Source organism: Olivibacter sp. EAT-5 (genome assembly GCF_044784325.1).
GTDB lineage: Bacteria > Bacteroidota > Bacteroidia > Sphingobacteriales > Sphingobacteriaceae > Olivibacter > Olivibacter oleidegradans.
In genome coordinates, this window is record NZ_CP173028.1 from 3,434,029 (window position 1) to 3,446,972 (window position 12,944).

The window sequence follows — 12,944 nt, forward strand, 5'->3', positions numbered from 1 at the left end:
GGGGCGATACCAAAGCTACCGCTGACAACCCTATTTCAAAAGTTAAGAACGTTGCAAAGTAACTACATGTTGCAAAAGTAGCGACTACAAAGTGACTACAAGGTTAATTGTCTTTGCGTTAAATGATTGGTAATAAGGATGATGTGTTTGTTTCTTGCCAAACAATAGCACCTAGCTCAATTCTTGTAAGAAGCGATCTAGATCGGTGTCTTTGTCCAATCCGATTTTTTGTTTGATGCGGTATTTGCTCACGCGTACGCTTTTAGGTTCAATATAAAAAGCCGCGGCAATTTCTTTCGTGTTTAGTTGGAGCCGTAAGTATGCGCAATGTTCCAGTTCAAGAGGGGTGAGCTTATCATTGGACATTTCTTTTAGTTTACTAAAAAACGCAGGGTTGATGCTTTTAAACTCTTTGGCAGATCGCTCAACAGTTTCCTCCAAGCGCATCTCTTCCTTGATGATTTTTTCTACATAACCCCTGTTTTGTTCCGTTTCCAGTTTTTGTAGCTTATCTTTCATTTGAAGGAGGAGGCGGTTTTTACGCTCGATTTGCAATGCATCAGCCATGGCTTCTTTCTGCATCTGGTCTTTTTGTAATAATAAGAGTTGCTGTTCGGCTTGTAAACGCGCTTGCTCTTCTGCCTGCATTTTCAATCCGAGCTCGGCATTACGCTCGGCCTCCTGTTTTTCTTGTTGTAGACGTCGAGATTTTTCTTCCTGTAGTTTTGTTTTGCTTTTAAAGGAGTTTACCAATAAGCAGATACTAATCACTAAAAGAAGACAAATACCAGTTAATAAAAGGTTTTGTGTCCTCTGACTGTCCGCCTTCTGAGCGGCTATTTTTATATCCTCTGATAGTTTACTGTTCTCATACTGCGCCTCCAGTTTTTTTGCTTGGAGCATCTTTCGCTCATCAAAGATTTTGTTAGTAAAAACTTCTTTTTTCTTTTGATAGAATAAGGCTTTTTTGAAATCTCCTCTTTTAGCGTATAAATCACTGAGTCCTTGTGCTACATTGGAAAACGTATAATACGAAGGAGTTGCCGCTTTTGTGAGCTGGGTATAAGAATCCATTAAATAAGTCTCAGCGAGTCGGCTTTTACCTTGTAAACTGGCTATTTCTGCCAAAAGACCGTTTACATTGCCGGTAATCGTGTAGTTTTTATCAGAAGCTTTTGCAAGCTTTTTGGCAATATCTGCATAAAAAAGAATACTGTCCTGAGTAGATTGCTTATGGAGCGGCTGGTATTCAAAGAAATAATTAGCCAGATTAATATTAGCTATCGAATAAGTACGGACACCTACCTGCTCCGGCGATTTTTTATAAACGCTTGCCGATTTATGAAGATACAACTTCATGCTATCCAAATATTGGCGCTTCTTTGTCTTTTCATAATGAAATTGCATCGCTGTAGCATAGGCAGTATATGCATTGGCAAGCATCTCATTGTCGGCATTTTCCCTTGCCGTAAGAATGGTAAGTTGTGCATACTTTTTACTCAATACCTCATCATCCCAACTGGAATAAACACCATATAAGATGTAATAAGCTCGGGATTTTAGCGAGTAATCCCAATTTTTAGCTAGTTTTAGGGCTATTTGGGCATTACTTACGGCCAAGTCCCCGATGTCGAGGTAATTATAATAGGTTGCAATTGCAAGATACCCGTAAGCTTCTACCGTTCTATTCTTGATGCGTTGGCCGAGCTGTAAGCATTTATTTGCATACTCCTTAGCCTTACTATAGTCGGCATTCACAAGATATTGCTTGCTAAGTTCTGTATTAAGTTTAGCTAACAGAACCGGATCCTGTGGATGTCCTTTCAGTTGTTCGGCTTCTTTTAAGGTGCTAAGATTCAGATCGTAATTGGCCTTTAAACGAGCTGTATACGCTTTTTTTAAATACTCGGCGAGCGAATTTTCCTGCGCGGATAGACTAAGTAAAAAGCTGCAAAGCAATGTCCACAAAAAAATGCATCGTTTTATCATTTAGGGCTATCTTCTCTATTAGAATAACTGAGTTTTTGAAACAAATTGGCATTGCCATTAATTGAAATCGAGCTCTGCCGCGTTTAAATATAAACAAACTTAGATAAATTGCTCAAATATGCAATATAGCCTTGCATATTAAAGCGATTTGACAATTCGTTAAAAAAGACCGCTTATTGATCTTAAATTAAACATTTTTGCTAAAGGTTTAAACAATACTCGCCAAAGTGCTCAATCACCATTGTTATCTTTAGCTAGCTAATACGTGACCTTGATAAAGAGGCCTTTGTATAGGATGAAATTTTAAGTTGAGCAAGCAACAATTACCATTATAATATAAATAAACTAAAGTATGAAACAATTAAAAAAAATGTGGACAATGATCGTGGTGTTAGCCATCTTTAGCACGGCGAAAACATCTTTTTGTCAAGTAATCAATATAAGGACTGTCGAACAGGGGGGGACAGGACAATACAGCGCAGTGATGATTACAGAAGCGTCGTTGCCAACGCATACCATCTTTAGACCGAAAGATATGCGTATATTTAATGAAAGGAATAAATTGCCGATCATTGTTTGGGGTAACGGTGCCTGTTACGATTCTCCTTGGGAACATATAAACTTTTTAAATGAAATCGCTTCCCATGGCTTTTTAGTTATTGCCATTGGTACCATGCCCAAAGAAACAGGGGAACAGGTAAAGCGTAGTTCACAATCATCAAAACTATTGGATGCGATTGACTGGGCCATTACGCAAAACGATAAGGAGAAGAGCCCTTATTATAATAAATTGGATACAACCGAAATAGCTGTAAGTGGTATGTCGTGTGGAGGTCTGCAAGCATTGGAGGTTGCTGACGATCCGCGTGTTACTACACTAGTTGTCTGCAATAGCGGTATTTTTGACGATCCGAAGAAAGGGATGCCCGTGCTTCCGCTGTTAAGTAAAGATCAGCTTAAGAAAATACATACGCCCACCCTCTACTTGTTAGGTGGTGAATCAGACATCGCTTATCAGAACGGAATGGATGATTTTAAGCAAATCAATCATGTACCTGTTTTTGTTGCAAACATGGACGTCGGACATGGCGGAACGTATAGCCGACCTCATGGCGGCGAATTCGCACGGGTGGCAACCAATTGGTTCAAATGGCAGTTAAAAGACGATCGTGAAGCAGCCAGGTTATTTACGGGCAATCCATCAGGGCTTTCTAAATCACCTGCCTGGACAATAGACAAGAAGAATATGCCTTAATTGTTAAGGAATAATTTTGTTTCCTTCTTTTACAACAAAACAATTTCTTGCAATTTGAATACAATGGTTTTAATCGTGCCTTTTAAGCCTGTTTAAGCGATTCTTTTATTTTAATTGTTTGATTTACAATTATTTGATTTTTATGTAACATTTAAAGGCCTTTTTGTAACATAAATTTTCAGCCTTTTCTTTTTTCTTAAGTACAATTGCCTAACAATTATAGCTGAATGCCATAAATTACAGCAAGGGTATTCTTTTCCTAATTATAAACCAATATCAAGGAGGTACTATGGGACCATAAGTAACGCTTTCATTTAAGAAGGTGCACCGATATGAATAATGCTCGTGTGCCTTAATTAGCTATTTATCATGACAATCAATTAAAATCACATGACAAAAAAAGGCATACCCATCGTGTTCTTTATTATAGGATGTCTCTTCCTATCAGCATTTCTTATTGCAACCCTGAAAGGGTCTCATAGCTTCGGCGGCTGGCTGCTGATGGGTTTTTTTCTCTCAGTCGCTTTTGGACTGCGTTATTATTCCTTGTTAAAAGGCTATTCCTTTACCGTAATGATATTTGCTGCAGTGAGCGTATCGATGTATTATCCGCAATTTTTTATCCGTGTAGGAGATTTTCGTCTTTCAGCGCTTATCGTGCCACTCATGCAGATTATTATGTTTGGAATGGGGACAGGGTTGAGTGTAAAAGACTTTGTCGGTGTTGTTAAAATGCCTAAAGGTGTAATTGTAGGAGTACTATGTCATTACATAGTAATGCCCCCGGTAGCTTTTGCCATTACCCGTATCTTCAATTTCCCAGCAGAAATAGCGGCCGGAATCATTTTGATTGGCAGCTGTCCAAACGGATTAGCTTCTAATGTGATGACCTATTTAGCGCGCGCAAACCTCGCGCTTTCCGTGACGCTCACCGCTGTCTCGACGCTGTTGGCGCCCCTAATGACACCCTTATTTATGCAGTTGCTTGCGGGGCAGTATGTATCGATTGATTTTTGGGATATGGCTTGGGATATTACCAAAATTGTCATCATACCTGTATTGGCTGGATTGTTATTTAATCGATTTCTACACGGGAAAGCGAAGTGGTTAGATGATATTATGCCTGTATTATCCATGGCTGGTATTGCACTGATCATCATTGTGATTACCGCTGCTGGCCAAAAGGACCTGTTGATTGTCGGGCCTGCCTTGGTGTTGGCGATGCTCTTGCATAACACGAGCGGGTATGTGCTTGGTTATTGGCTTGCGCGTTTGTTGCGGATGGATGAAAAGGATTGTCGCACAATTGCAATCGAAGTTGGTTTGCAAAATGCGGGCTTAGGGTCGAGTTTAGCCTTGGCAATGGGTAAGTTATCTACGGTTGGCTTAGCATCTGCCGTATTCTCACCAATTATGAATATTACGGGCTCGTCACTTGCCTTATGGTGGCGTTCACGCCCCCTGAAGAATCGGCGTACCGAAATTGACAATCAATAACAAACCTTTAAACAAAACAGTTTATGAAGCACTTTAGCATATTAATACTGACAGTTTGTGTGAGCATCTTTCAGGGACATTCCATCTTTGGACAGCAAATCAGCAAAGGGGAACTAATCTTTTTAACACCGGAATGGCAAGGCGAGCGTTTTGAGGACGGACGTCCAAAAGTTTCCGACGAACTTTTAGATCGCATGAAATTGGTTACCCTAGAAGAAGCTTGGGCTGTATTACGCAATGAAAACTATAACTACCAGTACGAGGACGGTTGGTTGAGCATCAATCCGGATAGCGTGTTGGTTGGTAGAGCGGTGACTGCCGTTTTTGTTCCGGGACGACCGGATATCCATCGTGCAATTGATGAACGTGGACATAATCAGGATGGTCGGATAAAATCGCAAAACTCCTGGACAATAGATCTACTTACTAAGCGAGATGTGTATGTGGTTGATCAATTTGGTGCCCATATTGATGGCCCAACAGTAGGAGACAACTTAGGTAACTCCATTTATGCAAAAACCGGAAATGGTGTAGTGTATGATGGCGCGCTACGTGATATCGGAGGTTTAAAAGAGATCGGTGCTTTTACCTCATTCTACCGATCATATCACCCTTCTCATCACCTTAATGATCCAAAGGGGCGATTAAATACCACCTTAGTGGGAATAAACATACCTACTCGGATTGGTAAAGCAACCGTTATGCCTGGAGATGTGGTGCTGGGTAGGGATGGAGGAGTTATATTTATTCCACCCCACTTGGCCGAGAAGGTTGTCCGTACTTCAGAAGTGGTTCGTTTACGTGATATGTTTGGTCATCAACGCTTACGCGAGCAGAAATATACCCCCGGTGAGATTGATACGCGTTGGTCGGACGAAATAGAAAAGGATTTTTGGCAGTGGCTTGATGCGAATGCTGATAAACTTCCCGTACCTAAAGAACAGATAAATGAACTACTCAAACAGCGCACTTGGTAGGCGCCTTATTCACCTTAATTTTAAATAACGATGTCAAATAAAACAAGAAGAGCTTTTTTTAAAAAAGCCATGGTAATGGGAGCTGCCTTAAGCCCTTTATCGGATACTTTCGGAAGTGCACTCCTGCAATCGGCGGAACGATCGTCAAGAGAATCGGCGCCCTCCTCCCTTAAAATTACCGGAGTAGCATGCGCCTTTATAAGGTATGGTTCCGGGCTTTTTGTCAAAATAAAGACGGATCAAGGTATTTATGGTTGCGGAGAAGGGGTTGATGCGGTGCCAGGGACCTATCATTTCGTAAAATTGCTCGAGCGCAGACTCGTTGGGAAAAACCCACTTAATGTACACAGGATTTTTGAGGATCTGCGGAAATCAGGCATCTTTCAGGGAGCTCAGGCAGGGATGTACATCGCTGTTTTATCTGCCATTGAAACGGCACTCTGGGACATTACTGGAAAGGCGCTCGGTGTGCCGGTATATCAATTGCTTGGTGGCAAATTCCGAGATAAAATACGTGTGTATTGTGATACGGCGCTTTACCAGCAAAATTTACCAACACCGCAAGATTTTGCGAACGCGGCTTCCAAAGCTAAAGAAATGGGTTTCACAGCGATTAAATTTGATCTTGATCAAGGAAACGATCCCAATAAATACGATCAGTATAACTGGACAGCTAGTCCTAAAGAGTTACAACGTATGGTCGATCAGGTGACCGCGGCTCGTGAAGCTGTTGGTCCGGATATTGATATCTGCTGTGATATGCATGGACGTTACGATTTGGTTACCGGGCAGCAAGTGGCAAAACGTTTGGAACATTTAAATCTCATGTGGCTGGAAGAGCCTATACCTGCCGAAAATGCGGAGGCTTATAAGCTTATTGCCGATAGTACATCGACTCCTATCTGTGCGGGTGAAAATCTCTATCTGGCTTATGGTTTTAGGCGCTTACTTGAGCTGGGTGCAGCGGATATCATTATGCCGGACCTTCAAAAAGCAGGGGGGCTTGGAGAAGGTCAACGAATTGCCAACTTGGCCAATCTTTATTACGTTCCATTTGCTCCGCATATGGTGGCGTCTTTCTTGGGGGCAATGGCCTCATGCCATGTCTGCGCATCGGTACCGAATTTTATGATTTTGGAATGGCAGAGCTACTTTCATACCGACCCAATGTTTAAGGATATTGTCACTTTTGACGGATCGATGGTAGAAGATGGCTTTATCAAACTTCGGGAGGTTCCCGGTATCGGTGTAGATATCAACGAGGAAGGGATGAAAAAATATGCCACGCCCGATTATCCCTTTTTTACTTAGTATAAAAAAACCGATTGTATTATGGATACATTAGATGCTGTTAATCATTACAGACCAAAGGACTGGGCAGCAGTAGAACAGGATATCGAAAAAGCGGCTTCCGCATTTGAGGTTTACCGATGTTTGTCAAATCAGTCGAGAGAGGGTTTCCTTCGACAGATCGCCATAGAACTTGCTAATGACCGCGAGAAGTTAATAGAAACCTGTAGTCGGGAATCTCATCTTCCTGAGGTTAGGCTCCACGGTGAATTGGATCGGACCTTATTTCAAATTCAGCTGTTTGCAGATCTGCTAAAAGAAGGATCTTGGGTCAATGCTATTATCGATACGGCTATTCCCGATAGGACGCCTGTTGCAAAACCGGATATTCGACAGATGCAGGTTCCGCTAGGACCGGTTTGCGTTTACGGGGCAAGTAATTTTCCTTTCGCATTCTCAGTAGCAGGTGGCGACACGATCTCGTCACTTGCTGCAGGTTGCCCGGTGCTCTATAAAGTTCATCCAAATCAACCGCAAACCGCGCAGCTAACCGCTGCATGTATCGCAAAAGCAGCACATAAGACAGGAATGCCTGACGGTGTTTTTGCCTCTTTATGGCTTACATCGCAAGCTATTGGAATAAAGATCGTGAGCCATCCTTCAGTCAAAGCAGTCGGTTTCACGGGTTCTTATACAGGTGGTATGGCTTTATACGAAACTGCTACGCGCCGCGCTGCTCCGATCCCTGTTTACGCAGAAATGAGTAGTATTAATCCTGTGTTTCTATTACCGGGTCGATTAGCCGAACAGGGTGAAAAAACAGCGGCGATGCTGGCCGCATCCAATCTGCTTGGAGCTGGGCAATTTTGTACGAATCCCGGATTGCTCGTGCTGATTGATTCGGAAGATACGGCGAAATTTTTGAAATTTTATGCTGAGGAGCTTCAAGGACAATCGTTGCATCGTATGTTGAGTGCCGGTATTTATCAAGCTTATTGCGAGGGTATAGCACAGTTGAAAGCTGCAAAAGGAGCTTTTGTACTAGCTGGTGGAAACGCAGAAGTAACGGATATCGAACAACCGGTGCCAACTGCGGTCCAAGTCAGTGGTAGCAATTTCCTTTCACAGGCTTTATTCAGCAAGGAGTACTTTGGCCCGGCATCCATATTGGTAATTGCAGCAAACGAAGAAGAATTTCTACAAATTGCCGCTTCGTTAAGCGGACAGCTAACGGTTAGCGTATGGTGCACGGAGGAGGATACCAAAAACTTTAATAGACTTTTTCAGGTATTGGAACAAAAGGCTGGCCGATTGATTATCAATGGTGCTCCAACGGGTGTAGAAGTGTGCCATGCTATGGTACACGGGGGGCCATTTCCAGCCACCACGGACGGTCGGAGTACCTCGGTTGGCACACAGGCAATTTACCGGTTTACACGGCCTGTTTCCTATCAAAATTATCCCCAATCTTTGTTGCCGACAGCGTTGCAAAACAAAAACCTGGAGTCTATTTGGCGCCATGTAAACGGACAGCTAACGAAAGCCGATATTTAATGTTGATAACACGTATTGCTTATGAAATATCCATGTGGCACAGCTCACTCAAATACCGGTGAAAATAAAGTGGATATTCCACTTGCCTGTCGGTAGGCAGGTATGGCCTTTAAAAGATAAATATTTACATATGAACCTCTATAAAACGAAAACAGAAAACATATTGAAGGTAGACAATAGTTATCATGTCATACCTGGCAACTGGGATCAGTTGATCAATAGACAGAATCTCTATGGCTATTTGAAATCACAGCTTAACACCGCACCCGCAATAGCAGAAGGAAAGGCTAAAAACTTATTGGAGGAAGGTGTTTTGCCGCCAATAGGTTCGCAGGAAGTCTGGGCAGCGGGTGTCACTTATTTAAGAAGTATGGAAGCACGGATGGAAGAAGCGAAGGATTCCGGTGGGGCCGACCTGTATGATCGGGTATATCATGCCGAACGACCTGAGCTGTTTTTTAAAGCCTTCCCACACAAAGTCTCCGGACATAAGGGAGCTGTCAGCATCAGGAAGGACTCCGTATGGAACGTTCCCGAACCCGAACTGACCTTGTTCATTAATTCATATGGAACTATAGAAGGTTACACTGTTGGGAATGATATGAGCTCGCGTAGCATTGAGGGAGAAAATGCTCTGTACCTGCCACAGGCAAAGGTTTATGACCGAAGTGCTGCACTGGGGCCTTGTCTGTATGTTCCTGCTTCACCGTTAGACCCCGGTACATTAATCGAAATGGATATCTTAAGGGAAGGAAAACTGATGTTCCGCGATTCGGTGGCAATAAGCCGAATAAAACGTCCCTTGACGGAGCTCGTGTCCTATCTTTACAGGGAATCTACATTCAAGGACGGCAGTTTTCTCATGACAGGTACCTGTTTAGTGCCCCCAAGTGATTTTACACTACTTCCGGAAGACGAAATTCTTATTACAATTGAACCGATTGGAACGTTGCGTAATACGGTTGCGTATAACCCATCCGTTTAGCACGTAGTATCTTATTGTTTTACTTAGGCAATTCGTGGTTTCTGATTTTATAAGTGTCAAAACGATACTTAATAAAACGACCACCTGCCTCCGTAATTAGCAAAGCATAAACCTCATTGAATCAATCTTAAAGGATCTCCTCTTTTTGTTTGTCCTTCTAGGTTAAACCTCCACAATATTATAAACCAATTTAAAAATGATGAATAACAGTAACATTAAACAAAGAAACCGACTTCCTATAGGGGATAGGGTGTCGGTTTTTCTCAAGGTGCTCACCATGGTGGGCATGATGGGAATTATTCCTGCCTTTTTGCAGGGACAAGAAAAACCGGTACGCGGTCAGGTAAGGGATTCTGAAAGTACACCCTTGGAAGGAGTTACCGTACAGGTTAAGGGCACCCGAACCGCAACGGCGACCAATGCAAATGGCAATTTCAGTATCAACGCATCCAATGGCGATATTTTGGTGTTTTCATTGATCGGATACCAGCCACGGGAATTAACGCTGCAGAACCAAATGGTAGTTAACATACAATTAACCGCCGAATCAAGGAGCATGGAGGAGGTTGTCGTTACAGCGCTTGGGATTAAGAAAGAATCAAAGAAACTGGGTTATTCGGCGGAGACGGTTAAACGCCAGGATTTGCTACAGAACAAAACAGTCAATGTAATGGAGTCTTTGGAAGGCAAGGTTGCTGGATTGGATATATCTCCGCCAGCTGCCGGTGCCGGATCCAGTACTAAAATACGCTTACGGGGGCAATCAGCGTTTGCGGGTGCTGCAAACTCTCCTCTCATTGTGATCAATGGACTACCGATGGATCAGGGAGCCCGTAGTTCGAACGGATGGCAACCAGCTTACGATCTCGGCGATAACATGCAGCAGATTAACCCGGACGATATTGAAAGTATGACTGTCTTGAAAGGTGCTACGGCTGCAGCGATATACGGCTCTCGAGCTGCTAACGGTGCAATTATTATTACCACGAAAAATGGTCAACGTGATCAAGGGATAGGTATCGAATATACGTCAAATTTCACGGTTAATAGCGTGTTGGACTTTACTGATTTTCAACAGGAATTCGGCCAGGGACAGGGTGGACAGCGACCTACGGATGTGGGTAGCGCTATTTCAACAGGTATGTTAGGCTGGGGGAGTAGGATGGACGGAGAGCCAATTGTCAATTTTGATGGGGTTATGCGTCCGTACGCACCAAACCCAAATCGCATCAAAGAGTTCTACAGGGATGGTACAGTGTTCACTAATACCGTTGCGTTGTCAGGGGGGAGTGATAAAGGTAATTTCAGAGCATCTTTTTCCAATTCAGGCGCAAAAGGCATTACCCCCGCACCCGATAATCGGTATACGAAACGCATCTTCAATTTGGGTCTAAATCACGATCTAACTAAAAAGCTGCATTTCTCCTTCAACGCGAATTACACAAAAGAGAATAATGAGAATCCACCACAAGTAGGGGCACAGGGGCCGGGAGCACCCAACTTTCTCACCCGAATGTCTACATCTATCCCGCTTGCAGCTTTTCGGGAGAGCGCAGTTGCCGAAAATGGAACCGAGCGACAGACGTCCGGATTTCAAGGCACCTTATTGAACCCCTATTTTGCCAAAGGCAGGGAGTTTATCCTAAACGATCGGGATCGCTTTCTCGGAACAGCAACCTTGAGATATGATGTTATGGATTGGTTATATGTGCAAGGAAGATATAATTACGATTATTCCGTTTCTAAGCTTGAATTTAATACGCCTACCGGAAGAGGAACTTCTACACCATTTAACAATAACGGGCAAGGACCGGGTTTTAATGGGATGTATCATATTGAGCAGGCGAAAGGTACCGAAATAAATACAGACTTTCTTGTAGGTGCAAGTAAGGAATTCGGCGATTTTTCAATTGATTTAAGCGTCGGGGGAAATATTTTTAAACGCGATGTCGGAACTTTTATTGATGAAGTAGAGGATTTTACGGTTAGAGACCTCTATTCTATTCAAAACGGCATTAATAAAACGATTAATAACTATACCATCTTTCGTGATCAAACCAATTCGCTCTACGCATTTGCAGAATTCGGGTATAAAGGCATGCTATACGTTAATTTGACAGGTCGGCAGGATTGGTTTTCCGTGTTGAACCCAGAGGCGAACAGCGAGTTTTATCCATCGGTATCCGGTAGTTTCATTTTTTCTGAACTAATGAAGGAGCAGTCGTGGCTTTCTTATGGTAAGCTAAGAGGATCATGGGCCCAAGTAGGTAGTGCTAATGGAATCCCTCCTTTTTCCAACCATCTTTTTTATGATATATTACCTAATCAGTTACATGGAAGGACATTGGGTACCATATTAGGTACGCGCTCGCCGAATGCGTTATTGAGACCTTTCAGTGTCGAAGAACGAGAACTTGGTCTTGAGTTGAGGTTCTTTGATAGCCGGTTAAGTTTTGATATCGCTGCTTATGAAAAAGTGACAACCGATCAGATTTTACCCGTACAAATTTCGAATGCCTCAGGTTATACAGATACGCAGCAAAATGTCGGTTCGCTGCAAAATCGGGGTATGGAGTTTATGTTAGAAGTAATCCCTGTGAAGCGGGATAATTTCCGATGGACAAGTTCCTTCAACGCATCATTAAATACTACGAAGGTGCTGTCTATCGCTCCCGGTACCGACCGATTTGTAGCTCAACGTTTTGAAGGAAATGAATTTATTGGAGCCTTGGTGTATGAGGTAGGATTACCCTTGAATCAGCTATCAGCTAATACCTATCTAAGAAACGAAAATGGCGAAATACTTTTGAATGATAACGGACGCCTGCTTCAGGGACCGGTTGTAAATTTTGGAAGCGCCCTTCCAAAATGGGTTGGTGGTTGGACCAACACCTTTACCTATAAGAACCTGAGTCTTTCCATGCACTTCGATTTCAAAGCGGGAGGAAAGGTATTGTCCTCAAGCGCCTTGAACGGCTTGCGACAAGGGCACACCAAGGCATCACTGATTGGTCGTCGCGAAGGCGAAAATGGTGTTGTATTTGATGGTGTATACCGGAATGGCGAAAAAAATACAATTGCAGTTAACCCTCAAGACTTTTATACGGATTATCGCAACCTACAGATTGCAGATCCTTTTATTTTCAAATCTGACTTTATTAAGTTCAGAAACATTGCGCTAACCTATAACTTAAGTGACTATGTGAAAAATAAATTCGGTTTTATCAAAGGTCTTACGTTGACGGCTTCGTGTCGAAATGTCGCACTTTTATATAAGGACTTACCAGATTATGATCCGGAGGCATTCGCCTCTTCGGGCGACAATCGAGTGGGGTATGAGCAAGCAACCGTACCCACGACACGAAATTATGCTTTCAACTTAAACATTATATTCTAA

At 42.8% G+C, this 12,944-nt stretch carries 8 protein-coding genes; 7 read left to right on the forward strand and 1 reads right to left on the reverse strand.

Annotated features, from left to right (window positions below; translation table 11 throughout):
• Nucleotides 1-171: 171 nt before the first annotated feature.
• Entirely contained in the window at nucleotides 172-1,968 is a 1,797-nt protein-coding gene (locus ACH11B_RS14135; RefSeq protein ID WP_377610328.1) for a helix-turn-helix transcriptional regulator, read from the reverse strand.
• A 373-nt stretch (nucleotides 1,969-2,341) separates the two neighbouring features.
• Here ACH11B_RS14135 and ACH11B_RS14140 point away from each other — a divergent pair, with 373 nt between their 5' ends.
• From ACH11B_RS14140 to ACH11B_RS14170, 7 genes are all read left to right on the forward strand, one after another.
• Nucleotides 2,342-3,244 (forward strand): alpha/beta hydrolase family protein, encoded by a 903-nt coding sequence (locus ACH11B_RS14140; RefSeq protein ID WP_377610330.1) that lies wholly within the window; start codon nucleotides 2,342-2,344, stop codon nucleotides 3,242-3,244.
• 390 nt (nucleotides 3,245-3,634) lie between these two features.
• The gene (locus tag ACH11B_RS14145; protein WP_377610332.1) at nucleotides 3,635-4,741 is read left to right on the forward strand and encodes a bile acid:sodium symporter family protein; all 1,107 of its coding nucleotides are present in this window, start codon (nucleotides 3,635-3,637) and stop codon (nucleotides 4,739-4,741) included.
• A 23-nt stretch (nucleotides 4,742-4,764) separates the two neighbouring features.
• Nucleotides 4,765-5,718 carry an RraA family protein gene (locus ACH11B_RS14150; RefSeq protein WP_130857151.1) on the forward strand — a complete coding sequence of 318 codons (954 nt, stop codon included), beginning with the start codon at nucleotides 4,765-4,767 and terminating at the stop codon, nucleotides 5,716-5,718.
• A gap of 30 nt (nucleotides 5,719-5,748) precedes the next feature.
• A complete protein-coding gene (locus tag ACH11B_RS14155) occupies nucleotides 5,749-7,029 on the forward strand; it encodes a mandelate racemase/muconate lactonizing enzyme family protein (protein WP_041387356.1) in 1,281 nt (426 codons plus the stop codon).
• A 21-nt stretch (nucleotides 7,030-7,050) separates the two neighbouring features.
• Complete coding sequence (locus ACH11B_RS14160) at nucleotides 7,051-8,562, forward strand: aldehyde dehydrogenase (NADP(+)) (protein WP_377610334.1); 1,512 nt, start codon at nucleotides 7,051-7,053, stop codon at nucleotides 8,560-8,562.
• Between the two features lie 130 nt (nucleotides 8,563-8,692).
• On the forward strand, nucleotides 8,693-9,547 hold the full coding sequence (locus tag ACH11B_RS14165) for a fumarylacetoacetate hydrolase family protein (RefSeq protein ID WP_013665912.1): 855 nt from the start codon (nucleotides 8,693-8,695) through the stop codon (nucleotides 9,545-9,547).
• Between the two features lie 196 nt (nucleotides 9,548-9,743).
• Nucleotides 9,744-12,944 (forward strand): SusC/RagA family TonB-linked outer membrane protein, encoded by a 3,201-nt coding sequence (locus tag ACH11B_RS14170; protein ID WP_377610336.1) that lies wholly within the window; start codon nucleotides 9,744-9,746, stop codon nucleotides 12,942-12,944.